The sequence below is a fragment of the Oceaniferula spumae genome (assembly GCF_042849255.1).
Lineage (GTDB): Bacteria > Verrucomicrobiota > Verrucomicrobiia > Verrucomicrobiales > Akkermansiaceae > Oceaniferula > Oceaniferula spumae.
In genome coordinates this window covers 209258-236246 of the sequence record NZ_AP026866.1, presented here as the reverse complement: position 1 = coordinate 236246, position 26989 = coordinate 209258, and the positions used below count along the sequence as shown (strand labels likewise).

General features: G+C 50.2%; 19 protein-coding genes, 1 tRNA gene and 1 pseudogene. 14 read left to right on the top strand and 7 right to left on the bottom strand.

Annotation, left to right across the window (positions count from 1 at the left end):
* Nucleotides 1-32 precede the first annotated feature (32 nt).
* The 3 genes from tig (at nt 33) to clpX (ending at nt 3488) form a co-directional block, all read left to right on the top strand.
* Nucleotides 33-1373 (top strand): trigger factor, encoded by a 1341-nt coding sequence (gene tig / locus ACSPJT_RS01015; RefSeq protein ID WP_435894514.1) that lies wholly within the window; start codon nt 33-35, stop codon nt 1371-1373.
* 46 nt (nt 1374-1419) lie between these two features.
* Nucleotides 1420-2085 carry an ATP-dependent Clp protease proteolytic subunit gene (locus tag ACSPJT_RS01010; protein ID WP_435894513.1) on the top strand — a complete coding sequence of 222 codons (666 nt, stop codon included), beginning with the start codon at nt 1420-1422 and terminating at the stop codon, nt 2083-2085.
* Between the two features lie 131 nt (nt 2086-2216).
* Nucleotides 2217-3488: an ATP-dependent Clp protease ATP-binding subunit ClpX gene (clpX, locus tag ACSPJT_RS01005; protein WP_435894512.1), complete on the top strand. Its 1272-nt coding sequence runs from the start codon at nt 2217-2219 to the stop codon at nt 3486-3488.
* 83 nt (nt 3489-3571) lie between these two features.
* On the opposite strand, the gene ACSPJT_RS01000 is transcribed toward clpX, so the two are convergent.
* Nucleotides 3572-3736 (bottom strand): hypothetical protein, encoded by a 165-nt coding sequence (locus ACSPJT_RS01000; RefSeq protein WP_435894511.1) that lies wholly within the window; start codon nt 3734-3736, stop codon nt 3572-3574.
* Between the two features lie 48 nt (nt 3737-3784).
* Nucleotides 3785-4402, bottom strand: coding sequence for a hypothetical protein (locus ACSPJT_RS00995; protein ID WP_435894510.1), 618 nt, complete (start codon nt 4400-4402; stop codon nt 3785-3787).
* Between the two features lie 268 nt (nt 4403-4670).
* Here ACSPJT_RS00995 and ACSPJT_RS00990 point away from each other — a divergent pair, with 268 nt between their 5' ends.
* From ACSPJT_RS00990 to ACSPJT_RS00960, 7 genes are all read left to right on the top strand, one after another.
* Nucleotides 4671-5153 (top strand): hypothetical protein, encoded by a 483-nt coding sequence (locus ACSPJT_RS00990; RefSeq protein WP_435894509.1) that lies wholly within the window; start codon nt 4671-4673, stop codon nt 5151-5153.
* 110 nt (nt 5154-5263) lie between these two features.
* Nucleotides 5264-6721, top strand: a complete 1458-nt coding sequence (locus tag ACSPJT_RS00985; RefSeq protein WP_435894508.1) for an efflux RND transporter periplasmic adaptor subunit — start codon at nt 5264-5266, stop codon at nt 6719-6721.
* Nucleotides 6722-6729: 8 nt separating this feature from the next.
* Nucleotides 6730-7419, top strand: coding sequence for an ABC transporter ATP-binding protein (locus ACSPJT_RS00980; RefSeq protein ID WP_435894507.1), 690 nt, complete (start codon nt 6730-6732; stop codon nt 7417-7419).
* Complete coding sequence (locus tag ACSPJT_RS00975; protein WP_435894506.1) at nt 7420-8556, top strand: ABC transporter permease; 1137 nt, start codon at nt 7420-7422, stop codon at nt 8554-8556.
* A gap of 31 nt (nt 8557-8587) precedes the next feature.
* Nucleotides 8588-9736: an ABC transporter permease gene (locus tag ACSPJT_RS00970; RefSeq protein WP_435894505.1), complete on the top strand. Its 1149-nt coding sequence runs from the start codon at nt 8588-8590 to the stop codon at nt 9734-9736.
* Between the two features lie 28 nt (nt 9737-9764).
* Entirely contained in the window at nt 9765-10301 is a 537-nt protein-coding gene (locus ACSPJT_RS00965; RefSeq protein ID WP_435894504.1) for a hypothetical protein, read from the top strand.
* 7 nt (nt 10302-10308) lie between these two features.
* Nucleotides 10309-11652: a TolC family protein gene (locus tag ACSPJT_RS00960; RefSeq protein WP_435894503.1), complete on the top strand. Its 1344-nt coding sequence runs from the start codon at nt 10309-10311 to the stop codon at nt 11650-11652.
* Here the strand turns inward: ACSPJT_RS00960 and ACSPJT_RS00955 are convergent.
* Nucleotides 11649-19760, bottom strand: a complete 8112-nt coding sequence (locus ACSPJT_RS00955) for a S8 family serine peptidase (protein ID WP_435894502.1) — start codon at nt 19758-19760, stop codon at nt 11649-11651. The two genes, ACSPJT_RS00960 and ACSPJT_RS00955, sit on opposite strands and share 4 nt — an antisense overlap.
* Nucleotides 19761-20073: 313 nt before the next feature.
* Here ACSPJT_RS00955 and ACSPJT_RS00950 point away from each other — a divergent pair, with 313 nt between their 5' ends.
* A complete protein-coding gene (locus ACSPJT_RS00950; protein WP_435894501.1) occupies nt 20074-21324 on the top strand; it encodes a M48 family metallopeptidase in 1251 nt (416 codons plus the stop codon).
* 326 nt (nt 21325-21650) lie between these two features.
* On the opposite strand, the gene ACSPJT_RS00945 is transcribed toward ACSPJT_RS00950, so the two are convergent.
* Nucleotides 21651-22514 carry a hypothetical protein gene (locus tag ACSPJT_RS00945; RefSeq protein ID WP_435894500.1) on the bottom strand — a complete coding sequence of 288 codons (864 nt, stop codon included), beginning with the start codon at nt 22512-22514 and terminating at the stop codon, nt 21651-21653.
* A 132-nt stretch (nt 22515-22646) separates the two neighbouring features.
* Here ACSPJT_RS00945 and ACSPJT_RS00940 point away from each other — a divergent pair, with 132 nt between their 5' ends.
* Complete coding sequence (locus ACSPJT_RS00940) at nt 22647-23630, top strand: AAA family ATPase (protein WP_435894499.1); 984 nt, start codon at nt 22647-22649, stop codon at nt 23628-23630.
* Nucleotides 23631-23659: 29 nt separating this feature from the next.
* Here the strand turns inward: ACSPJT_RS00940 and ACSPJT_RS00935 are convergent, their stop codons facing one another.
* The 3 genes and pseudogenes from ACSPJT_RS00935 to ACSPJT_RS00925 all read right to left on the bottom strand — a co-directional run bounded on the left by ACSPJT_RS00935 (nt 23660) and on the right by ACSPJT_RS00925 (nt 25185).
* Nucleotides 23660-24514 (bottom strand): fumarylacetoacetate hydrolase family protein, encoded by an 855-nt coding sequence (locus tag ACSPJT_RS00935; protein ID WP_435894498.1) that lies wholly within the window; start codon nt 24512-24514, stop codon nt 23660-23662.
* 54 nt (nt 24515-24568) lie between these two features.
* Nucleotides 24569-24742, bottom strand: a pseudogene (locus ACSPJT_RS00930) (Rdx family protein); the annotation flags it as partial.
* Nucleotides 24743-25108: 366 nt separating this feature from the next.
* Nucleotides 25109-25185: transfer RNA gene (locus tag ACSPJT_RS00925), tRNA-Pro, on the bottom strand.
* Nucleotides 25186-25508: 323 nt separating this feature from the next.
* Between ACSPJT_RS00925 and ACSPJT_RS00920 the strand changes: the two genes are divergently transcribed.
* On the top strand, nt 25509-25994 hold the full coding sequence (locus tag ACSPJT_RS00920; RefSeq protein ID WP_435894497.1) for a hypothetical protein: 486 nt from the start codon (nt 25509-25511) through the stop codon (nt 25992-25994).
* 163 nt (nt 25995-26157) lie between these two features.
* Nucleotides 26158-26958: an SMC-Scp complex subunit ScpB gene (scpB, locus tag ACSPJT_RS00915; RefSeq protein WP_435894496.1), complete on the top strand. Its 801-nt coding sequence runs from the start codon at nt 26158-26160 to the stop codon at nt 26956-26958.
* Nucleotides 26959-26989: the final 31 nt, after the last annotated feature.

Genomic DNA, 26989 nt, shown 5'->3' with positions numbered 1-26989 from the left:
TCATTTTTTCACACTTCTCAAACTAATCCACCATGAACATCACCGTTGATAAACAACCAGAATGCACCGCAACCCTGCGTGCGGAAATTCCTGCAGACAAAGTTTCCACCGAGCGTAAAAACATTGTCAAAGCCTTTGGCGCGCAAGCTAAGATCCCAGGCTTCCGCCCCGGCAAGACTCCTGTTTCCGTGATCGAAAAACGTTTCGCCACCGATATCAAAGCCGAGCTCGAGCAACGCCTCATCAGCGCCGCCTGCGGTGAAGCCATGAAGCAAGACGAAGACCTCAAGGTGCTCGATTTCAAAAACCCTGAGACCATCGACTTCGCAGACGACGGTTCTTTCAGCTTCACCATGCCGATGATTTTGGCTCCTACCTTTGAACTGCCAGAATACAAAGGACTTGAAGTCAAAATCCCATCAGCTGATGCCACGGACGAAGAAGTTCAGCGTGAGCTTGACGGTGTGCTTGAGCGCTACGCTGACTACACCGACATTGAAGACCGTGCCCTCGAGTCCGGCGATATCGCAGTGATCGATTTTACATCCACTCTTGATGGTAAACCTCTCGAAGAAGCCGTTGGAAAACCTGTCGGCGTTCTCGGTGGCAAGGAAGACTACTGGGTGCAGATCAAAGAAGATTCATTCCTGCCCGGTTTCGCTAAGCAGCTCGAAGGAGCCGCCAAGGACGAGACCCGCGAGGTCACTAGCTCCGTAGGCGATGACTTCCCTCTCGCAGACCTTCACGGCAAAGACATTGTGTTCTCCGTCACCGTCAAAGGTATCAAGGAGCAGAAGCTTCCCGAGCTGAATGATGAATTTGTTTCTGAGACACTCCAGTTTGGCAAAGACAAGACTGTGGACGATCTCAAGGAACTCATTTCCGAGCAGATCACCATGCAGAAGGGCAAGCAAATCGAAGAGTCCAAGGTCAACCAGATCGTTGAGCAGCTTCTTGAGCGTGTCGATTTCGCGCTTCCCGAGGAAATGGTCAATGCAGAAGCCCAAGGCAGCGCTGACGACATGGTAGCCCGTGGAGCACAGGCTGGCATGAGCGACGAAGAAATTGCCAGCCAACAAGCTGAAATCATCGCCACCGCCCAAGTTCAGGCCCGCAACAATCTGAAGACTAACTTCATTCTTCAGGAAATCGCCCACGCTGAAAAAATCGCAGTTACCGACAACGAAGTGGTACAGCGCATTGGCGCCATGGCACAGCAGCAGAAGAAGGCTCCCAAGGCTCTCATGCGTGAACTTCAGAAGTCTAACCGTATTTCCAGCATCAGAAACTCCATTCTTATCGGCAAGGCAATTGACTTCTTGGTAGACAACGCGAAAGTGGAGGAAATCAAAGCTGAGGAAGCTGAAGCATAAGGCTCGGCCATCCTCACTTCTCAATATGCACTATTCATCAGTATCCATGGATTCTACGCCTAAAAATAACTACTACATCCCCACCGTCATCGAATCAGACGGCCGCGGAGAGCGCGCCTTTGACATCTACTCCCGTCTGCTCAAGGACCGGATTATTTTCATCGGAACGGGCATCGACGACGGAGTGGCTAACTCGGTCATCGCCCAGATGCTTTTCCTCCAGATGCAGGACCCTAAGAAGGACATCCACATCTACATCAACTCCCCAGGAGGCTCTGTCACCGCTGGTCTTGCGATTTACGACACCATGCAGTTCCTGACTTGTGATGTGAACACCTACTGTATCGGTATCGCCGCCTCCATGGGCGCTGTGCTGCTGACGGCTGGGACCAAGGGCAAACGTTTCTGCCTGCCTAACTCACACGTCATGATTCACCAAGTGTCCGGTGGAGCCCAAGGCACCGCTGCTGACGTCGAGCGCACCATCGGCTTCATGTTCAACCTCAAGAAGCGTCTGAACAAGATTCTGGCTCACCACACCGGCAAGTCAGAAGATCAGGTGGAAAAAGATGCAGACCGCGATAATTACATGTCTGCAGAAGAATCTACCGCCTATGGACTGGTGGATAAAGTCTTGGAAAGTCGTAAAGAGCTCCCTGAAGGAGCGCTCGAAGACTCATCCCAAAAAGATAACGATGACGGAAAAAATTAGCACATTTCGCTGATTTAAGTTATCATCAGGGCGTTGGGGCACACAAAATCCCCGATGCCCTTTTTCTTTAGCTCTCTCTGTTTCTGCTGGAAACTCCGTAAATTCCACCCTTACCTACCCCAACGTATTCTATGGCTCGTACTTCCAACCTCACCATGTGCTCCTTCTGTGGCAAAAGCCACTCGGAGGTCAAAAAACTCATTGCCGGACCTGCCGTCTACATCTGCAACGAGTGCATCGAAGTATGCTCTTCCATCATGGAAAAGGAACTGGGCCAAGGGAAAGACACGGTTGCCGAAACTCAAATCGCCCAAGGTGATGTGCTCACTCCCGAGCAAATCACACAAAAACTCAATGATTACGTGGTCGGGCAGGATCGCGCCAAGAAGGTGCTCGCTGTCGCGGTTTACAATCACTACATGCGTCTCCGCCAAGATCATCTGAATCCATCGTCCGAATACAAGGATGTGGATATCGAAAAGTCTAACATCCTTATGTTAGGACCAACCGGTTCTGGCAAGACCTTGTTAGCTCGGACGCTAGCCAATGTGCTGGATGTTCCATTCACCATCGTAGATGCCACCACTCTCACCGAGGCCGGTTATGTAGGCGACGATGTGGAAAATATTATTCTACGCCTGCTTCAGGCCGCTGACTTCGATGTCGAGCGTGCTGAGCGTGGTATAATTTACGTCGACGAAATCGACAAGATCGGTCGCACCACCCAGAACGTCTCAATCACTCGCGACGTTTCTGGCGAGGGCGTGCAGCAAGCATTGCTGAAAATCCTCGAAGGCAGCATTTGTAACGTGCCACCGCAAGGCGGTCGCAAACACCCACAGCAGGAATACATTCAGGTCAACACTGAGAAAATCTTGTTCATCTGTGGTGGAGCGTTTGTTGGAGTCAACGACATCATCAGCCGTCGTTTGGGCAAACATGTGCTCGGCTTCCATGAGGAAACTGAAGCCTCCGAGAAAGCTCTTGAGTCCAGTGATCTGCTAGAAAAAGCTGAACCAGAGGATCTCTTACACTTCGGCTTGATTCCCGAGTTCATTGGTCGTCTGCCGATTATCTCCTCGCTACGTGAACTCAGCACAGAAGAACTCATCGAAGTTCTCACCCAGCCTCAGAACGCACTGATCAAGCAGTATTCCAAACTGCTCGCTATGAGTGGTGTGAAACTCAAAGTCACCAAAGAAGGTCTCGAAGCATTGGCGGAAGAGGCTCTCAAACGTGGCACCGGAGCTCGTGCCCTACGGTCAATTTTCGAGAAAATCATGCTCGATGTGATGTATGAAGTTCCTGGTCGTGACGATATAGAATCGGTCACCATCAACCGCTCTGTTGTCGAAGGCAAGAAACCACCGATCCTTCGCAAGAAACGTGCGGATGCCGCCTAATAGTCATTTTTTACATTCTGAAAAATCAAAAACCCGCACCTCTCTGAGATGCGGGTTTTTTATGAATTAGATCTTTGGAAAAACTATTTGATAGAGCCTTCCTTGTGTTTTTCTAACACAAAGGGACTACTGGCTACGGTTTTGACCACTTCACCGTTGATCTCGAGCTCAGCAACAATACCTATGACATGATCGATTCTACGGTATCCGGGACTGACGCCTGGAGGTGTGGACTCTCCATCGCACATGATGACATCTTTTTTGTCCTGACGACCGTCAGGATAATCATACTTGCATCATCCGCCGCCAGCAGCACCGCCGCCGCTGGGCACTGGAGGAGCTACACCTTTTTTCGAGGCCCTAATCAGATCGATCTTAGCTGTCTCACGGGTTTCATTGTATTTGCCGAAAAGTTTCGGGTAAACCAAGGTTCCGGTTTTTACCTGGGGAGTGTGCCGCGGGCCAGTTGCCGAGCTGCTACCCAGGCAGTAGTAGTAGCTGTAATTCACCTTGAGGTTTTCAACCACCTTGTCCGAGCGGTTGTAAACCATGATTTTATAATGGGTTGGAGTCGTGCTTGATCTGACAAGACCGCTCTTGGTTCTTGTGGTTTCTCCCTTCGTCTCGGTAAATGTCACCTCGATGCTTCGGCTGACCGCAAGCACGTCTGATTGAGCTTCCACGTATTTCTGATCCTCGGGGGAAAGTAGATCGATAGAAAACTTGGAGGTTTTGCCATTTTCCAAAGTGACAGTGACCGTTTTCCCAGCCTCATTATAATCGACCAGTGTGGCCTGGAAGGACTTGGTTTTGTCCGCATTTTGGAATCTTCGCTGCTCAAGCGCAGAACACGGCAGCCCCAAGGCGATAAGAGCCAGCAAAGAAAGCCAACTCGAATGTTTAGGTTTCATCATTCGTTCATCTTAGCAAATACAGTCTTCAGGACGAGGAAAAATCGTTGGAGATGAGACACTTACCAAATATGACTCTGATTGATGAAATACACTCCTTTGGTGTTTTACCTCGGAGTAAACATCACACACCACAGAATACCTTTTGAGGATAGATGTGAATTTATTGGGAATGAACGTCACCTGTGTCGCTCTTACTGATGTAAGGTAGGTTTGTCAGCCGCTAATGATTTGACAACACCCACATCAATGATTAGGAAACCAATACAACATGCTTCGTAAAATAACAGCCGTGTTATTCTTGCTGGTGATGGCTCTGCTCATCACCTTGAAGCATCCTGTGCTTGGATATTGCCTTTGTCTGAATTCATATTTCACAGGTGACTGCATTTGCGAGGTTAGTAAGAAATCGGCATTCACCCCTGTTTCATCCGAATGTGCTGAGTGCTGTTCCGGTCTGGATTTGGCCCAATCCGAGACGATCAAACCGAAACCTTGTGACGATTGCTCCAAACGGTTGAGCGTCGAGGTCAACGATTTCGTCTGGACTGCTACCGATGAGCTACCTGACGCATCCCAAGGTGTGCATCTTGATACGCCATCCTACGGCGCTCACGACGCGATCTTCGCCTCCCAACTCGCGACTCTAACATGCGGCCCAATTCGTGGTGACCCACCGCCACAGGAGTTTTCAGCCCCTGCCCATAGTCAAGGGCTCCCCCTTTATCTCAGACACTCAGTCCTGATACTTTGATAGATTTGTTAGCGACCACCTTTCGTTCGGTGTCGCCTCTTTGTGCTTGGTTTCAAGTGCATCAGTAGTTTCGGAATATTCGTTTCCGCATTCTTTCTACCTCGTCGTGCATGACGAAAATAAACTGCAAATCTAACATCTATCAATCAATGTCTCTCGACCAACTATCCAACTCAAATAAGAACGCCAGCTCTCAACCTCGAGGCAGGCGCTCGTTAGCTTGGCTGCTTCCTGCCGGGCTCCTCATCGGCTTCTTGCTGATTATGGCTCTGCTGTTCGGTAAACGCCTCATTCCCGCTGTGGAAGTCAAAACCGCTCAGGTAATCACCCTTCGCCAGGAAGCTGATGCCGTAGGGCAACCTGTCGCAAAAGCCGAAGAGTCCCCCGCCGTCACTAAAGGCAGTTTACTTTTCCAAGCATCTGGTTGGGTCGAGCCCGATCCCTATATCACCTACGTGCCCACCTTAATGAATGGAGTGATCGATCAGGTCAAAGTCCTCGAAGGCCAACAGGTAAAAAAAGGTGAGCTGTTGGCAATAATGATCGATGATGATGCTTCGTTGGATCTTCAAGAAGCAGAGAAAAAAATCATAAGCCACCAAGGCCGCATCGATGCGCATTGTCAGGGCACCCATATCATCGAAGCAGAATTGGAGGCGGCCAAGAAAAAGATCACAGCCCTAAAAACCGGAGCTGCTGAGGCTGCGGACAATTATCAGCGCTTGAAAAAAATTCCAGCTGGAGCCGTGCCTCAACAGCAAGTCGTCGCGGCCCGCCTCACCAAAGAAAAACAAGAAGCATTGGTCGCAGAAGCCGAGGCTGAAATTCCTCGTCTGAAGGCACGCTTGGAACAAATTGAGTTTGAGCGCGTGGCGATGACTTCACAACTCGGAGAGCTCCAAATAGCGAGGGACCGCGCCCAACTCACCATGGACAGAACAAAGATCACTGCGCCAATGGATGGCATCGTGCTCCGACTTCATGCCGCTCCCGGTAAGAAACGGATGCTCAACATGGATGACCCAGAATCTGCGGTCATTTTCGAGCTCTATGATCCCGAAAATCTCCAAGCTCGAATCGATGTCCCCCTAACAGAGGCTGCAGGTATTCAGGTTGGGCAAATTGTTGAACTTACATCGGACCTGTTACCTGACATGACGTTCAACGGTACTGTCACCAGGATTACTGGCGAAGCTGACCTTCAGAGGAACACCCTTCAAGCCAAGGTCTCCATTAAAAACCCAGACATCCGCCTGCGGCCCGAGATGCTCGTCCGGGGTAAGTTTTACTCAACTGGTCGGACAGGTAAACCGTCCACTGTTTCAAAACCTTCCGACGCTGGTCGTCTTGCTCTCTATGTTCCAGAAGCGGCTCTGATTGACGACAACAGCGTCTGGGTAGTCGATTCAGAAAACATCGCCCGACTTCGCAAAATTCAACTCGGCAAGGACGCTCGCGATAATCATCGCCGCGTGCTCGATGGCCTTCGCTCCGGTGAAAACGTCATTCTGCCACCTCATGATAAGTTAGAAGACGGCACACGTGTTGTCGTTACCAACACCAAATAATTATTCCCATGTCATTCATTTCCATCCGTTCAGTTACCAAGTCCTACAGCAAGGGCAAATCCATGATAACGCCACTGGAGAACCTCTCCTTGGATGTTCCCAAAGGTGAGTTCCTAGCTCTCATGGGACCTTCAGGTTCTGGTAAAACGACTCTGCTCAACCTCGTTGCAGGCATCGACACTCCCACATCTGGAGAACTCGTCATCCAAGACCGCGATATTGCTAACCTCTCACGTGCAGAACTCACTCGTTGGCGCTCCGTGCATGTTGGTTACATTTTCCAGCTCTACCACCTCGTGCCGATTTTATCCGCCTACGAAAACATTGAGCTCCCCCTCTTGTTAGGAAAATTCAGCAAATCCGAACGGAAAGCAAAAATCATTGCGGCACTCGAACTGGTGGGTCTTTCAGATCGCGCACATCACCGGCCATCGGAACTATCGGGTGGACAAGAACAGCGTGTCGCCATTGCCCGAGCGATCGTTCATGACCCCGGTTTACTCGTGGCTGATGAGCCAACAGGTGATCTCGACCGAGAGTCTGCTGACTCCATTCTCAATCTGCTCAATGATCTAGCTAACAAACACGGCAAAACCATTGTCATGGTAACGCATGACCCCAAGGCCGCTGCAGCCGCTCACCGGACATTGCATCTGGAAAAAGGGCAATTGATCGAAAACCTTCAGCCCGCTCATTAGATGAAATTATTATCACTAGCTCTTAAAAACCTAACTCGTCACCGGCTGCGGTCGCTGCTGACTATTCTGGGCGTGGCTGCCGGCATGTTTCTATATGCTGCGGTACAGACCATGCAGCACTCGCTTTCAGACGCGACAGAATCCAATGCCAACGACACAACCCTCGTGGTGTATCGTGAAAACCGTTTCTGCCCATCGACATCCAGACTGCCGGAGCATTATTTACCGACGATCAAACGCATCCCAGGCGTTCGCGAAGTCATCCCCATTCAGATTGCGGTCAATAACTGTGGTGCATCCTTGGATGTGATCACTTTCCGTGGAGTACCGCCTGAGATCTTGAAACAATACAATCCAGGCATCAATGTCGTCGAAGGCTCGTATGAGGATTTCACCAAACGTAGTGATGCCGCTTTGGTAGGCATTAATTTCGCCCAGAGGCGAGGACTCAAGCCTGGCGACAAGTTTGAAGCGGTAGGCGTCAATGTTTATGTGGCCGGCATCATCAACTCGGATTCCCCTCAGGATAACAACGTCGCATACGTCCACCTCCCCTTTTTGCAACAAGCTTCACGCATCGGTCTAGGTATCGTCACTCAGTTCAATGTTAGAGTCGATTCCTCGGATTTACTGGACAGCGTTTCAGCCAAGATTGATGAAACATTCAAGGCCGACCAACAGCCTACTCACACCCGACCAGAAAAGGCATTCTTTGCAGATACAGCTAAACAAATGATCGAGCTTATCGGCTTTACCCGCTGGCTTGGGTTGGGGGCCGTCTTGGCTGTGTTAGGTTTGGTCGCCAATGCCGTATTGCTGATCGTTCGTGGTCGCGTCAAAGAAACTGCTATTCTGCAAACTCTCGGGTTTTCGAGAAAAGCGATCGCTGCGATCGTGATGATCGAGGGTGTTCTGCTAGGAATGATCGGCGGCATGGTTGGTATATTTGGTGCTCTTGCATTTTTCCACTTCAGAGCCATCACAATTGGCAACGAAGGACTGACCCTTGCTTTATCACCAGACATGACCGTGATCATGACAGGTCTCGGAGTCGCGCTATTGCTTGGCCTACTCGCATCCGTCTATCCGGCGTGGAAAGCGACCTCCCGTCCCTTGGTCGACTCCCTTAGTTCCTAATCATTCACAATTTACTATTCCACATTTCTAAATGCTTCCATTTACATACGCTCTGAGAAATTTATTTCGTGATCCCTCCAGGCTTGCGCAAACCGTCGGTGGGTCCGCACTCGTGGTTCTGCTACTGGTCGCGGCCGTCTCGCTCAACCAAGGTATGGACAGCGTTCTGTCCGCATCTGGATCAGCTAAAAACGTGATCCTGATGGGTAAAGGTTCTGAGGAATCCATTGAACGGTCAGAGGTCCATCTCGCCGCAGAATCAAGTGCATCTACCAGCATTAGAGGCCTAGAGGAAAAGCTCGGCGTTGCCGCCGTCTCCGGTGAAATCACCTATCAAGCCCCTATCCGCACCGAATCTGGCAAGGAGGAACAAGCACTGCTCCGTGGAGTGCTTGAGAAAGCATTGTTAGTGCATACTTCTGTTCAATTGCTCGAAGGCCACTTTCCTGGACCGGGAGAAGTGATGGTCGGACGGCTAGCTCATCGAAAGCTCGGTGTGGACGAGTCCGAAATAGCACCTGGCAAGACCCTCCATTTTGAAAATGAATCGATGATCGTTTCCGGTGTTTTCGCAGCTCCAGGAACAGTGTTAGAATCAGAAATATGGTTCGATCGGAATGACCTCGCCTCTTTAACACAGCGCGACACTCTATCTGCAATCACGCTACGATTAGATGATGCCACGCTCGATGATGTGCAGGTCTTCACCCTCCAGCGCAACGATCTCGAACTTGCCGCTATTCAGGAAGATGCATACTACAGCAAGCTGGGCACCTTCTACAAACCGATCAAAATGATGACATGGGTGACTGCTACTCTGGTCTCGGCAGGTGCTTTGTTTGGCGGATTAAACACACTCTACGCGGCCTTTGCCTCGCGTATCAGGGAGATGGCGACCTTGCAGTCCATCGGCTATACTCGGGTGGCCCTGTTAGTTTCTCTGATACAGGAATCGCTCTTGGCCACACTCACCGGCACGTTGCTGGCATTCCTTTTAGCCTACTTCCTCCTTGATGGTCGCACGATTCCTTTTTCCATCGGCACATTCACTCTGGCGCTCAGTCCCTTGGTAATCTTCACAGGCTTGATCACCGGTGTGTTATTGGGAACTATCGGCACCCTGCCACCCGCCATCCGTTGTCTATCACCATCTCTTCCTAAGGCACTACGATCTGCCTAAACTCACAACCCAAACCAAAAACCAAACTATGAAACCAACCATACTACTATTAACCGTGCTCTCCGCAGTTTCACTTGTCTCTTGTGGTGAGAAAAAAACTACAACTACTGATGCCCCTGCACCGACTGATGGAGAACTCTCTTCATTGGTACTGAAATCGGCACCTGACGGAGCTATTGCTATTTCCGATGTTAGAAAGTCTGCCAAGGAAGGCGACAAAGTAACCATTACAGGCAAAGTCATCGGAAGCCATGAACCCTTCGTCAAAGGCAGAGCCATCATGACTCTGGGTGATCCCAAAAAACTCACCTCCTGTGATTTGATGGGTGAAGATGACCACTGCACAACCCCATGGGACGTTTGTTGTGATGATCCAGATGTGATCAAGGCATCTATCGTCACTGTCCAAGTCGTCGACAAAGATGGTCAGTTACTCAAGGAAGGACTCAAAGGAGTTGGCGGACTCAAAGAACTCAGCCAGCTGGTGGTTACCGGCGTCGTAGCTGACGGATCAACTGCTGACAACATGCTGATCAACGCCACTGGTATTTACGTCCAAAACTAACATATCCATGTTGAAATTCTCCATCAGTCTCTGTGTAGCAACCGTCATTTTCGGTGGTTGTGCCGTCACGTCTTCGAATTCCTCGAGCGGAATTGATCGCAAGGCGTGGAAACAAACACCGCCATGGGCACAAGCCCGGCTACAACAGAGCTGGTGGAGAAAATATGGTGATGCCTCACTGAATAAAGACATCGCTCATGCCTTTTCATCTAATCCAGATCTCGCCGTGGTGGCAGCTCGTCTTGAGCAGGCAAATGCCGCTGTAAAATCAGCTCGAGCCGTCTCTCTACCGAGTTTCAACCTAGGCATCGGTTATCGGGAAGGACGCAAGAAAGAAGTCGATTTCGGACCTTACGATCTTGCTCCATGGGAAGGTGGAGGTCAGCTCTCATGGGAAATCGACCTTAGTGGTCGACTCCGTGCGGCCACTCAGTCAGCTCGTCATGCGCAAGAGGCTGCTTTCTGGGACCTTCATGCGGCTAGACTGCAAATGGCCAGTCGTATTGCCGCTGCACGTTTCAATCTCTATCGGTTTAATGCCGAAATAAGTATTCTCCAGGACTCCACTACCGCGAGTCAAAAAACAGTGACCACCCTGAATCAGCGCGCCACTGCTGGAATCGCCGCCACTACCGATGTTAGACGCCAACAAGCAGAGCATGACAGGTTCAAGCGCCAGCTGATTGACGTCAGGCGCCTGCGCGACCTAACCATCGTCCAACTCCGCACCCTAACAGGTGGAAATTATGTAAGTAATACCTCCCAAAGCAGTCTTCCCAATGTCGGCAATCCGCCATCTTTACCAATGAGCCAGCTGCTCGCGGCAAACCCCACTATTCTCGCTGCTGAAGCCCGAGTTCGGTCGGCTTTCCAGTTGGAAAAATCAGCGAAGCTAGATCTCCTGCCTTCATTCAAATTGAATGCGTCAGCCTCCGGTGCTGGCCATTCCCTGACAGGCCGTTATACGCAATGGATTCACCAATTCGGCCCATCCTTGGACATCCCTATTTACGATCCTGTCCGACTCGCAAAAATTTCATCTCGCCGGGCTGAAAGTAAAGTCGCAGCAGCGAAATATCGTGCGGCAGTGCTCACCGTATTGGAAGAAGTCGACAGTGCACGAATCAACCTTGTTAGCCGACGCAGCCAACTGGCCGCAGCACAGAGCGAAATCAGAGCACTCGCAACAGCCCGAAGCGACGCACAAGCACAGTTCAATGCCGGGCTAACATCGCAGATCGAATTTCTCGATACCGAACGTCGTTGGCTCGAAGCCAAACGGGTGGAAGCCGCTCTCAGACAATCGTTGCTCAACGATCACATTCAGCTGATGAAGGCCCTCGGTGGTTAAGGGGCTCGATCGTATTTCAATCTCAGGAAACCTGTATTTCCGCCAGCGACAGGAATCCGAGCTTCCACGGTCTCCACGCCATCACGGATGGAAAGAACACGCTCTTGGATATCAGGAGCGTCCCAATCGGTTAAATCACGTGAACCTTGGCAACCTAGGGTAAGCCCCCCTTCAGCACCTGCGTTCCGAGTAAAGATGGCAAAGAGGTAGTCGCCTTCAACCTTCAAGCTGACGATTCCTTTTGAAGTTCCATCACGAGGATCAGACATGTGCAGATACTCCTGCCAGTTCTTCAGACCGTCCTGATCCGGATCGGCGTCGTCACCAGAGATGAGTTCGTCTAGTAGTTCGGCTTCTGTGAAGTGTTCGGATTTCCAATTATCCTTCGGCAGCGTGAATACAGCGGTCACCACTTTCGGTGAGTCCATGAGGATATTGGCCGTTGCGTTGGTTCCCGTGGCGGATCCGCTCCAGCCGGAAAACTCCCAGCCATCTGCGGGAGTGGCTGTTAGTGATGCTGTTTCATCCAAAGCATAACTTCCAAGGTCCGCCAAACCACTTACGCTCCCCGCCCCGCGAACATGCACCTGAAGTGAAGCTCGTGAGTTGAAGTTCGCCTGCACGGATTTATTTCCATCCATCAGAATGGTGATCTGACTCTCAGCGCCAAGAGCATCGCCCCCCCAGCCCGCGAAGGCTGCCCCTTTACCGGAGTTTGCAGTGAGAGAAACACGACTTCCTTGGGGGTAGCGGCGAGCAGCCAAATCTTGGTTGATTTGACCGTTACCGTTAGAATTAAGCGTCAGCTCCCATTCAGGAATGGTAATCGATGGCGTATTACTAATCACGATATTGTTTGCCGTATTCTTTTCAAATACACCACTCTCTTTGTAGAGCTTTAAAATCAGATAATTACTCCCTGTATTTATGTTATTTGGCAGAACATACGAAAGTGTTTTTTGCATACTCTCCCCAGCTTCGGGTAAAGAACCTTCTAACAAATACTCGCCAAGATAGACATCATTCCCATCACCGTAAAAGGCATTCTTGGAAAACCAAGCCACTACTTTCCAATCCGTTTCCCCGTTTAATGACTCCCCCTTATTATGGAGCGTAACAGCCACATTCAATTCATCTCCCACTCCGAGCGACATCGTGTTCAGAGAATCTATCTCCATCGACATTTCAGTTAGTGAAACTTCCAAAACCTTCTTCGGGCCAAATAGAAAAATTCTTCCATCTACAGTGTCGGCATAATGAATATCTGTATATTGCGGATCAACTGGGCTCCACGATGACATGTTAATATCGGATTCCCACATTTCTGGATCCAGCGAAGTCGAATAGGACCCCTTCAAGATTGAGAAACCGGCACTTTTCGCAAAAATGTCGTAGTCCCTTACTATTCCTATTCCTGGGTTTAGGCCTGTTACCGCAACAGACGACCATGTGATTCCATCAAGGCTAAGGCGGGGCGATTCGTCTTTTTTCCACAGAATCATTTTTCCATGAGCCAGTAATTTACTCACAGGATAATTGCTGTTTCCAAACCCAGCCTCACCCCGATCAACAAGTTCTCCGGTTTCGTCACGAGTAATAATATGATACGGACTGTTCACAGCGGCTTCGGTGGTGCCAACAATGACCCATTGATCATTAAACCATGCTACGGCTGCGCCCTTTTTCAAATCCCCTGAATTAATCTCGATCCATGAAATGCCGGCATCGGAAGAAATGTATAACTCCCCTGTTTGGCCAACCAGCACCCAATCGGTTCCATTGAACCCCACATCAACAGCCTTGACGGCAGCAAGTGAAGGCACCGATGCCCAGTCCTTGCCGTTCGTTGTACGGATCACATTGCCGAAACTGTTCGGTGAACTCAGCGCCAGTGCTACGGTGCCTGAAGACTTTAGTTGGATAAAGTTAGATGCGGTCGTTGGATAGGCTTCATCAACCAAAGCACTATACCAAGATTTGCCGTCATCCTCGCTGTAATGTAACAAGTTTGCAGAGCCCGCCAAAATTAGATTAGAGCCAATTTTTTCCATTTCCTTAGGCATCACTTGAGAGCTTAAATTCAGACTTTGGTTTCCAATAAGTGATTTACTCCAGTCGCTGCCATTTTCAGATCTCCACACGGCACCACTTTCATCAAGCGCCAAGAACTCGGTTGCTTTGGAAACAACACGTTTAATATTAGCTGGGCTTTGACTACCAGATACCTCTGTCCATGAAACACCATCTTGACTGTGGTAGAGTATACCCGAATTCACTCCAACATACACCCCCTGTGAATAGGTAAGTAATGTTGGAACGATGCCGTGATTCATACTTTCCCAAGTCACGCTATCAGCAGATGAGTATTGTAATAATGTAGCCCCTCCCAGGAAAAACCTCCCTCCATGGTATTCAATCGACGGTTTCTGTGTGATCGTAGATGGCAAGTCACTCTGACTCCATGTAATTGCATCCACAGAGTTGAAAACTCTTTTCACCGATGTCTCGATGACCATGTATTTTCCGTCAGCAAATATGCCGTTGCTATTGTATAGGCTGGCCCCTGATAAATCATCGATCAATTTCCAATTATACCCGTAATCAGCACTTCGTCTGGCCCCGGAACCAGATCCCTCTATACCAATAACCACCCCATCATTGCCTATCGCTTGCCAGCTGAAATAGCCCTCCCTACTTACAGCTCCTATGGTCCATGCGAGGCCGTCCTGAGATGTCATTACACTGCCGGAGATGGAACTATTGGAATACGCAGCTACAAAATGATTACCCTCAAAGCGGAGCGGCGTTCTCAAACGCCACTCAATTTGCCCCGGCAAAAAATATGTCCAGTTGATTCCATCGCGCGTCGAGATAATCCCACCATTATCCAACTGAAGAACAAGAGCACCATTTCCTGAAACCATCGCGTTAATAGGGCTACTTAGCCGTGGCATTGAAATCCTGTCCCACGTCGAACCATCAACAGAACGATAGAGGGATTTTTTCCCCGCAACATAATAGACGCCTCCCATTTCGGCCACATGGTCAGTAGGCAGGAAATTCAGACCTTCTCCTGCTGCCAACAAATTTTCCGGCTCTGAAGAGGTTATGTTCACGTAGATGGTAGAGGTTTGCGTTAATCCAAAGCTGTCAACAGCTCTCACGTGCACGGTGTTCCCCAATATTCCACCTGCCTCATAGTTAAACTTAAATGAAGTTCCATATCCGCTATGAACAAGCTCTCCATCGACAAAACACTGATAAGTGACGGCGCCTTCTTCGGGGTCACTAGCCTCTCCTTGAACGGTGACAAAAGAACCTTCCAAATGACTACTTAATGATTGAGGACTTGCGATGCTAACTAGAGGAGCTCCCCCGCCGGCATGTATCGCCCCCGCTTGAATAAGCCCACCACCTTCTAATGCAATTACGAGTTGCTCATTCCCCGCAGCTGCGTCTACTACGTTCTTAGGTAGCTCAGCTTTAGCCCATACGACTCCATCACTAGAGAAAAATAATTTAGAACTAATGTGTGCGACCAAGCTGCCATTGAATGTCATTAATTTTTTAATAGAAGTGGCCGAACCTGTAGGTAGACCCACAGGTGTGTTGTGAGTCCAATTGACACCATCCACAGAGTGCGAAACACTAAGGCTTCCGCCAGTGGTCGCAACGACATAGACCACTCCGTCTTTCTTGGTCACCGCAGCCTGAGATCCAGCTATTCCGGTAAACTGCCAAGATATCCCATCTAACGAAGTATGGAATCCAGAAATAGTGCCTGTTGAATACCAACGATCATCAATCTCAGTAAACGTTGTCGAGGAACTGACAGAAAAAGGCGGTGATGCCACCTCTGTCCATACGGGTGAGTTACTTACTCTGGATTGTAACTTAATCGCGTAAGGCTCGCTTTCCGTAGCTGCAATAGCCAAAGAATCACCGTTGTTTTTCTCACCTATCCACCTAACCCTCGTGGTGAGTCCCATGGACTCGTCCCTTGGTATGTGGAAATCATATGGAGTGTGACCTTTAAGAATTTTATTATCAATTGAATTTGCCCAGTAATTACCTAGTGCATAGCCAAGGTAAGTAAATTCATCACTGCCTAAGGAATTGGAATATTTCCACGTCCTGCCGTCGCCTGAGAGTAATGCTGCAGCACCTTTCCCAAAAACTGGAGAACGTGGAGTGACAACGAATTGATCGTCAATGAAATCAAGACGGATGATATCTGAAGATCGATCATGTGGAATCTTCACCTCGTAAGGATCCGAAGCATTGCTTATCACCCCTTTATCGGTTCCATATAATAGCTGGCCATTGTAAACTGCAGCCGCAGTGAAAGTTTGAGAATTTGAAGGATACACACTTCTCGATTTCCTTGATTCTATCTCGTCATACCATATTATTTTCTGTTCATCATTCTGCTTGAACCCATAGACAGTAGTCGCATCTCCCACTAAAATGTATTCATGATCTATGCCATTACTGGCTGCATTGTGGTAATCCCAATTTATGCCATCTGAGGAGGTGTAGGATGAATAACTTCCGATGAGGTGAAATAAACCTTGAGCATAAACGCTCTGCTTGGGAAATCGAGTTGAACCATGCTCCCCACCCGCGTCAGTTTCGGCCTCCACCCATACCATTCCATCCATCGTGTGATAATACCGCATCTTATAGTTTGAAGAGCTAGTTGCACTCGCCATGATCATCACATTCCCGTCCGTTGACACCCGACCATTCCCTTGCAAGGCTGTGACTTCAGAAGAAAGCATTGTAGATTGGCATGCATTCCAAATAATGCCATCTGCTGAATAATAAACTGATGTGTATGTGTATGCAGATGGCGGCAACTGCGCAATAAACTTACCTTTGAATTTCTGTAGTAGATGCTCCCCCGTTTGCCACGCTCCAAGACCTGTAGGATCACTAACGACCCAATCAGCCCCAGATAGGGAAACGGCTACTTTCACTGCTCCATCAGAGTGATAACCTAAGCAAATGCGCCTATCTCCGATCATTTCGAATGATTTCCCTGAAAACCCATCAGGGAATTTTGATTTGCTCCAAGCTACTCCATCCGTTGAATAAAACAGAACTTCTCCAGCCACGGCGTATATTTCTGTGCCATAAACCTTAATATCCGTGATAGCATCATTCGGCACCCCTGGACGCCTCCACTCCCAGCCGTCCCATGGTGAGTCCACAACTCCCAAATAAATATCCTTGAAATCTGAACCTAAATCATTGGTGCACTGAATACGATAATTACCAGAGTCTACTTGCGATACAGAATTTAAGTTCAGTGACAACGATGTTTCTCCATCAATAATCACACCATCTTTATACCACTGACAAGTCATTGGTGAAGAACCTCTCACTAGAGCTGATAACGTCACCGATTCGCCAGTCCCAACAGCAAGATTACCCGTAAACCAATACACATTGGGCGCAGTACGCGTTTCGGTTAAGAGCGCCGTATTGCTATCAACCTCTTGAGCATCATTTTTTATTTTCACATGATATGCACCAAAATCGTCATTCTCAACCGGGTCAATGACCAAAGAATTCTGGATCTCACCTGCAAGGGGTATTCCATCCTTCAACCATTGAAATTTAGTCATGCCCGCTGATATAATTGAAACATCAAGCACCACCCGGTCGCCCACTTTGCTTTTGATACTCTCTGGGTGATTTAGAATCACAATACTTCCGGTGAGAAACCCGTTGAGTAAAATCTCCCCCGAAGCATCTCCCCTGAACCCGTCCACGGCGATGTAGTAGGTGGTGCCACTTGTTACCTCGAAGGTCACTTGGCTGGTCCAGTCGAACGCGCTTCGATCATCGTTGGATGCCGCTTCTGTTAGCGAACCCGGAGCCCCGCTGTAAACGGCTAACACCGTGTCAAACTCACTGCCTTGCGTTGTGATGACAAACTCGCCATCGAAGTCAGGCGTCCATTTCCACCAGAGCGATTTGCCTTTGCCCACTCCCGCGTGGGGATTGGAGAGTTCGAAGGCTTCAGGCGTCGCGTTGCGGTTGTCGCCTTTGGCCGTGAACCGGTCGCCAGAAAGTCCGAGGGCGCCGGTGATGGGGTCGTTGACAGGTTTCAGCCCTAGCGTGGCCAGGAGATTCACTCCGTCGGGCTGGCTGGTGTCGATCAGGAACCGGTATTCCTGGTCTTGCTCGCAGTAGAAGAAAATTGTCTTGTCGGTTCGGAGACTCTGGCTGCCACCGTCCGCGGCGATGGTCAGGCCTCCCTTTTCACTGCCTTTGAAAGCGATCACCCTGAACTGCTTGTCGCTGGCTTCGACGGTGAACTCGACCAGACCTCTGTAGGGTGCCTTCCATGCGAACCAGACACTCTTGTCTCCTGTGTTGGGTATTGAAAACGTGTCCTCGTCGTCTTCGCGGGTCGCCTTCTTGTTAGATCCACTCCAGTAACCGTAGCTGCCTTCGAAACGCAGCGCGTTTTCAAAGTCGTCGTTGTTCACTCCGGCTGTGGAGGCACCCAGCAGCTTCTGCAGGTTCAGACGTCCGCCGGTGGCGACTTTACCGGCCAGAGCCGGAATGTGGTCGACGGATGAATAGAGCCGCGCGATGAGGTCCTCGGCATCTTCTGAGGGATAATGGGCCTTGGCCAGTGCGAGCGCGCCACTGACGTGAGGGGTGGCCATCGATGTGCCGTTGAGATGTTTATAGGAAGAATTCGATCCGATGTAACACGACCAGATGTCGCTGCCCGGCGCGGCGATGTCTACTGAGTAGCGACCGTAACAGGAGAAGTAAGAGAGCTTGTCTTTGCTGGTGGTGGAGGCCACCGACACGATGGTCGGGAGATCGTAGCTCGACGGATAGTGCGGAGTGGCGTCATTGTTCAGGCTGTCGTTCCCGGCTGCCGCGACAAACGGAATGCCGGCATCTCCGGCGGCTTTGATCGCGTTGTAGAGCCCCTGGCTGTATCCTCCCCCGCCCCAGCTTGCGCTGATGATGTGGGCTCCTTTTTCTCGAGCATAATTGACAACCCTGATGCCGTCCGAGGTGCTGCCGCCGTTTGGTCCGAGGAAGCGCAAGCCCATGAGTTGCACGTTCCACGCCACACCGGTGAGACCGATGCCGTTGTTTCCGCGGGCTCCGATGGTTCCGGCGCAGTGGGTTCCGTGACCTCCGATATCCATGGGATCGTTATCGTCATCGTAAGCATCATAGCCGTAATGCCCGGAGCTGTTTGTCCACATGTTGGGCGCAAGGTCCTCGTGGTTGTACTGGATGCCGGTATCGGTGACAGCGACGATGACACCGGAGGCATCGTGACGGATGTCCCATGCTTCGGGAGCATCGATGTCTGCATCAGCCGTGGTTCCGGCAACGGTTCCCGGGTTGTCGAGTCCCCACATTTTACGGTTTGCGAAGGCCGGGTCGTTGGGGAAAATACTCGGATAGACGAGGTAGTCCGGCTCGGCGTAGTCGATGAACTCGTTGAGGCCTTCGATCTCGGCGATGGATCGCTTCTGGGCATCATCGGCTTTGAATTCGGCAAGTTCGGCGAGGATGTAGGAGCCGGGTTCGACGGCGCGGATGCGGTAACCGTTTTGTTCGAGCAGCTCACTGGCGGCCTTTTCATCGGCACCCGGTTTCAGGCCGACCATGACGTGATCCGCCACAGAGGCACGGATGCGCCTGACGGTTTGCATGCCCGTTTTCGGATCGGTCCAGACTTCTTCCTCGAGACGGACATTGGGGTATTTGAAATCGGCTTCGACAACGCGGACGCGTCTGCGCCCCGCCTTGCCCTCGGCAGCATCGATCCACTTCTCGCTGTATACCTTTTTAACAAAGGCATCTGTAGCCATGTCGGGTCGTTGAGGTGCCGGAGTATTGCTGATGGGTTTGACCAATTTCCCCTCCTCGTTGGACCCCGCCATGATACGAGTCGCAGATCGGGTTTCATCTTCTTCAAGATGTCTTGTTTGGTCGCCTGATGTGGGAGTGATTTGAACGTTGGTGTCCGTTGAGGAGTTTACCGAAGTGCTCCGAGTTCCGAAATACAGGGATACGGCGATAAGAAGAAAAAAGAGGGCTAAGAAGAGACGTTTCATCATGACAATGCAGAACAAGAATGCTCGATCGGAGTTACCGCAGAAACCTAATCGTATGGCCATTGAGGTCGAGCATAAAACCCAGTTAGGAAGACACCGAAAAACATGAGGCTATATACCTCAATGTGTGTGGGTTAAACACCCCCATCTATCAACATCGAGGATATCATCTATGACGCTACTCTACTCCTATCTGCTAGTGATTTTGGACAGTGATTGCTTTCTGAACTAGAGCACCGATTAGGAATGGGCTACCTCCAAGTTCTGACCGCTTTGGCCATTGACTAATCCGCAACGGCTGTTGACCATCCGCCGCATGGATAACCCGACTGCGATGTTCATCGTCATCGCCCTACTCACCTTATGGAATCTCGATTTTATCGCGTCTCTGCTGAATCTGAAGGCACTTGATCCGAAGCTCCCGGATGAATTTAAAGGCGTCTACGATGATGAGAAATATGCCAAATCTCAGGACTACACACGCGTATCAGAGCGCTACGGCATCATCACTGCGACCTATAGCCTGACCGTGCTTTTGGTCTTCTGGGCCTGCAATGGATTCGGTTTTCTTGATAGCTGGCTCCGCGACTTTGGTTGGAGTGAAACGGTGACCGGCATCGTGTTTATCGGCGTTCTATTCGTCGGAAACACTCTGTTGAATCTACCGTTTCAGATTTATGATACCTTTGTCATCGAAGAACGATTCGGCTTCAACAAAACCACGCCCAAGACTTTCATCGTCGATCAGATCAAAGGACTCGTGCTTGCGGCAGTGCTTGGCATCCCGCTTCTTGCCATGGTGCTATGGATTTTTGGCGCAGTGGAAAACGCATGGCTATGGGCATGGTTGGCCTTCACAGCCTTCCAACTGCTGATGACCTATCTGGCACCAACCTACATCCTTCCCCTGTTCAATAAATTCGAACCTATGGAAGACGGAGAGCTCAAAACCCGCATTCAGGAGATGTCCAAAAAATGTGATTTCCCACTGACTGAAATCCACGTGATGGACGGCTCCAAGCGCTCGACCAAATCCAATGCATTCTTCACGGGCTTTGGGAAAAGAAAGAAAATCGCCCTGTTTGACACCCTCATTGAAAACCACGGAACTGAGGAACTGTTAGGAGTTCTGGCTCACGAGATCGGTCACTTTAAAAAGAAACACATCATCCAGCGCATGATATTCTCTATCATTCAGACTGCGGTGGTGTTCTTCTTGATTGGCTTGGTCACGGACAAGTCGAGTGAGTTCGCCCGTCAGCTCTTTGATGCCTTTGGAGTGAAGGAAATTTCGACCTATGCCGGACTGGTCTTTTTCATGCTGCTGTTCTCGCCTGTGAGTAAAATTTTATCGATCTTCGGGAATATCAACAGTCGCAAACACGAGTTCGAGGCCGATGCTTACGCCGCTGAGATTCAAGGCACACCCGAGCACTTAGTCACAGCCCTGAAAAAACTTTCGGCGGACAACCTCTCCAACCTAACACCTCATCCATTTCCTGTTTTTATGGATTACTCGCATCCACCGACGTTGGTCCGAATAAAGGCCTTGCGCCGGCTGGGTTAAACCCGATGCGTGGCGAGGCCCGCCTGTGGAATCACTAGCCACACATTGACCACACAACCGTCCCAGCAGGACGGAATCAACGGAAGAACATAACGATTTGGCAGCACCCCGCCACGCCTGTTACGGGTGGCAGTGCCAGCTTGAAAATGCGCCGTTTCGGAACAAGGGCATGACCGAAACTTGGCGCATAGGCTGATGAAGACGGTGTCAGCCGCGCTTCACGATGTTCAGACTCCGATACACAGAAAACGTCAGAAGTTTTTTATTTTCTAACGTTTTGTAACTCAGGTTGTCAGGCGTCTCCAGAGGGCAAGAAACCGCTGCTGTTATTTAACTTCGATCACGAAGGGTTTGGCCGAAGCATCCCCCATCTCGCGTAACCAGAGAACTTCATAACCTTCCCATAGTTTTCCTTTTTTATCAGCTGGTCTGTTAGTGAAGATCAGTGTGGATTTTTCGTCGAGCGATCCAAAAATCAGTTTTTTGCCCTCCTGTCCGTCCATATCCACTTCCAGTTCCCTTACACCGTCTTTGGCATTTTCCTCAGCCAAGACATCGACCTCTTCATAGGATTTGAGAGTAACGCGTTTGCCATCTTTGGCTCTGATGAATCTGACTTTGTCCTTCCGCATACGTGACTTCGCTTTGTCTTCATCTTTGTAGGTACTGGTATACATGGCGGGGACTTTGACTTTGTAACTGAAATACACCTTCGGGTCCTTGATATCGCCTTTATCGAGAACTTTGCCATCCAAGATAATTTCACTGCGATCGTATTTCACATTGATCTCTAACTTCACGCCTCCTTTGGTTTCTCCCGTAAACTTGACTTCTTTATGCTCAAGGCTTGGTTTGATCTCGGTAGCGAACCCTTCATCTTCGTTGAGGGATCTGTAAAACCGCTTTCCTTGGTCATTCTCGATTAATACCTGCGGATATATTTTGATCGTCCGTGTATGACCGACACGTTCTTTCTTTTTCGTCATCAGATAGAGCTCCATGACTCCCTCATTGTTGATGCCAAATTCATAATCACGCTGTTGATAGCCTGAGAAAAAACCTGTCCATGGTGGCTCACTCATGCTGGGCAGCTGGGCGTGGAGTTGATGCGGAAATAGGATTGTGCCTGCGGTCAGCAGACTGCTCACCACCACGACGGCCTTCGGTTTGAACCATTTAATTACACTCATACCCGTCATACTACCCGCTCAATAGCCTTCTGTCCAAGATGGAAATTGAGCGAAATGGTCAGGCTTCTAAGTTTTATTCACGATTCGCCGTTGCACCATCGCTGTTTCTTTGAAGAATGCACCCGTCACTCCATGAATAACCAAGAGCTTTCAGATAATATCGCCGCCTCCTGCCAATGGATCCCTGTGGTGAAAGAAGAGATGGGCAAAGTACTGGTCGGCCAAGCTGAACTTGTAGATCGCTTACTAGTCGGACTCCTTTGCAAAGGCCACATTTTGTTAGAAGGCGTGCCAGGGCTGGCAAAAACGCTGGCCATTAAGGCGCTGTCAGGCTGCCTACATACCAATTTCTCCCGGATCCAGTTCACCCCCGATCTTTTGCCGTCCGATCTTATCGGAACGATGATCTACAATCCGCGCGAAGCCACCTTCTCGGCGAAGCTAGGCCCCATCTTCAGCAATATCATTTTGGCCGATGAAATTAACCGGGCTCCGGCAAAGGTTCAGTCGGCTCTGTTGGAGGCGATGCAAGAACGGCAAGTCACGATTGGAGACAACACCTACAAGTTGCCGGATCCATTTTTGGTTTTAGCCACTCAAAACCCAATCGACCAGGAGGGCACCTATCAGCTTCCCGAGGCTCAGTTGGATCGCTTCCTTTTGAAAGTCACCGTTTCCTACCCAAGCCGAGAGGATGAGCTCACGATTCTCGACCGGATGGCCACGTCCGAGCCGATTTATGAAACTGCTCCAGTCGTCGATGTTGCAACGGTCGCCAAAAGCATTCACTTGGTGAATTCTGTCTATATCGATCCTGCAGTTCGGAAATACATCGTGGAGCTCGTGCACACCACGCGCTTCCCAGCTAAGGTCGACACCGGATTGAAAAATCTCATCCGAGCTGGAGCATCGCCTCGGGCCACGATCAACCTCGCACTCGCATCGCGAGCAAAAGCCTTCATGGCTGGTCGATCCTTCGTTACACCTCAGGATATCAAGGACCTCGCTCACGACGTGCTGCGCCACCGTATCCTGCCGAGCTATGAAGCCGAAGCTGAAGACATTACTACCGACACTTTGGTAGATCGCATTCTAGCCAGAGTGCCTGTACCTTAAGCCCTGATGGAGCCGGGTTATTTATAACTTCAGGCCTCTGGAATCACTCGCTGACGCATGATTCCAATACCTTCGATGCTGAGTTCCACTTGATCCCCGGCTGATAGGTAGCGTGGTGGAGTCATCCCCATCCCCACGCCTGCAGGAGTGCCGGTAGCGATCACGTCTCCTGGTAAGAGAGTCATGAATTTGGAAATATAGCTCACCAAATGGGCTACACTGAACATCATGTTTCCACTCCAGCCGTTCTGGCGTTTCTCTCCGTTGACCTTGGTCCAGAGACAGAGGCTTTGAGGGTTTGGCACTTCATCGGTTGTCACCAGACACGGCCCCATCGGAGCAAAAGTATCGGCACTCTTACCTTTCACCCACTGACCACAGTGTTCTTTTTGCCACGCCCGCTCGCTGTAATCACACATCACGGTGTAGCCGGCCAGATAGTCGAGGGCGTCATGCTCGCTGACTTTGCTAGCAGTGCGTCCCATCACCAGAGCCAGTTCCACTTCGTAATCAAGTTTCACGCATCCGTGTGGCAGAATCACATCATCAAAGGGACCACAGCAGGCCGTTGTGGCCTTCATAAACAACACCGGTTCGTCTGGAACTTCACCGCCGAACTCCTTGGCATGATCGGCGTAGTTTTTGCCCACGCACACCAGCTTGGAAGGACGTGCGATAGGAGCTCCAATACGGGTTTCAGGATCCAGCCTCGCTCCTCCGATGCAACCTCCTTCCACCCATGACCGAAGTGATTCTATGCCACCACAGGCGAAAAACGCCTCATCATAATCGAGAAACTCTCCAGACGCGTCGATCAGACTGCCGTCTTCTAGTATAACTCCTGGATCTTCGCGACCTTCTCCTCCGTGACGTATTAGTTTCATAGTATTTGAATCTTAGTTGCAGCGATGAGGTCGGTGGTGAATCTTGAGTGGTTCTCAGGTTGAAAATAACGCACTGGCTTCACCATCCGCAGGAAAGGAGCCGCCACGTTCTTTTTTCCATAACAACTCGCCATCTTGTCGAATTTCAAAGATACCTCCACTACCTCCGATAAGTTTGACCTCCTGTCCGGTGGCCTTTTTGATCTCTGCCGACACACGGTCGGCTTCAGGAAGGTAGTTTCACTGTTCGCAATATTCTATCTCAATCGCCATGCCGCAGTATGGGCAAAAGATATTACTTTTGTCACGCAGAAGCGTTCAGAATGACAATTCGAATGGCTTAGATTTATCGCCTTCTGTCATTGATCACCCCCTGAAGCCTCAGACACCAAGGCAAAGAAAAGCCCCTGATTTCTCAGGGGCAAATTGGTCGGGGAGACAGGATTGCCTACGCCCGCTTCGGCTGTGCTAAAGTGCAAGTTTCCTCCTCCGGAAATTTGGGAGGATTTATCGAGCACTCGAACTGCGTTCTCATCCAAGACCAGGCTGAGCTTCATTACTTACACAAAAAGACCAATTTCCATCAGAGGAAATTGGTCGGGGAGACAGGATTCGAACCTGCGACATCCGGCTCCCAAAGCCGGCGCTCTACCAAGCTGAGCTACTCCCCGTAGCCAATTAATTCGCTGTCCGGTTGGACGGCGGGCAGAAACTCCACGAATCGGGGCAAAGGATCAAGGTTAAAGTGATGAATTCGTCAAAAATCATCAAAAAAGTTTCCCCCCCTAGCACACTCCGCCCGCACCTCTGAATGGATCTGTTCCATCGTTATTGTTCAAGGTGCTGATAATGAATCCACAAGCTCTTATACGCGCTGTAATGGCACAGATTTCCGGATCAAATGTGACAAGACGCCAAGACTATGTTATCCTAAATGTGTGCGCGCACTGAATCAGTGCCTAGCACAACCAACACAACAACCCTATATATACCCATGAAACTAAAATACATTCTGACACTCTTGAGTGCCGCAGTCATGTTCACATCTTGTGACAAGGCCAAAGAGGCCACTGATGAAGCAGCCAATAAAGCTAAAGCCGCAGCTGAAGAAGCTGGCCAGAAAGCTGGTGAAGCCGCTGAGAAGGCAGGCGAAGCTGCTAAAGAAGCCGGTGAAAAAGCCAAAGAGGCTGGCGAAGCTGCTAAAGAAGCTGCCGGTGAAGCCGCAGATGCAGCCACGGAAAAAGCCAAGGAAGCTGCTGAAAAAGCTAAAGACGCTGCCGCCGAGGCTGCTGACAAAGCTGGCGAAGCCGCTGAAAGCGCCAAAGACTCTGCTGCAGAAGCAGTAGAAGATGCTAAAGAAGCCGCCGGCGATGCTGCAGAAGCCACCAAGGAAAAAGCAGCAGAAGCTGCTGAAAAGGCCAAAGAAGCCGCTGAAAAAGCCAAGAGTGGTCTCACTCCAGGCACCGGCGAAGGTGAGTAATCACTGCCTTTAAACACCTATCATTCTACCGCACCTGTCATCACTGGCAGGTGCGGTTTTTTCGTAATAAAAAGACCTTCAGATGAGCCGCTCTGGGTCTGACACGTAATTCACTTTCACAGGCTTGCAATCTCAGCGACTTTTCTTAATCTGCTGCCCTCCTATGGAACTTTCCGCCATCATCGAAGCTCTCCTTATCGCCTCCGAAGATCCCCTTCCGAGTTCAGAACTCGCGCGCCTCGTTCGCGCCCGTGTCGCCGAAGCCGAGGATGCCCTTGCCGCTGACTCCGAGGATTATGATGCTGAAAACAAACCCAAGCTGCCCGAACATCTTGAGGCGATCGCCAACATCAACGACGATTCTGTAACAGCCGCGATCGCAGAACTTAACCATAGCTATGAGAGCACTGGCCGAGCCTTTGTCTGCGCCGAACGCGCCAAAGGATGGAAAATTTACACTCGCCCAGATTACGCAGAATTTGTCCGTCAGTTATTCCCCGGCAGAAAACCCAGCCGACTCAGTGGCCCAGCCATGGAAACTCTCGCGATCATCGCTTACCGCCAACCAGTCACCAAAGCTTCACTCGAAGCTGTGCGCGGTGTTTCCTGTGATGGGATGCTTCAGAAACTTCTTGATCGCGAGCTAGTCAAGATTGGAGGGCGCGCCGATCTGCCTGGTCGCCCCCTCCTCTACGAAACCACTGATCTCTTTTTCGAACACTTCGGCATCAAATCGGTAGAGGAGCTGCCTAACTCCAGCGAACTCCGCGCTGTCAAACTCCCCGAGCCAAAAGAAGTCGCAGAAGAAGATGGTGAAGAATCTGAATCCTCAGAAACCAAGGAGCAAACCAACGACTTCACCGCCGAAGACATCGAAAAACAACTCGCCCTAACAGGCGCGGGAGTTCCAAAAGCCGAAGATGCCACTCCCAAGTCGTCAGAAGCAGAGTCCGAGGAAGAATAATTCTTCATCCCCTAATCACTATTCCACATTT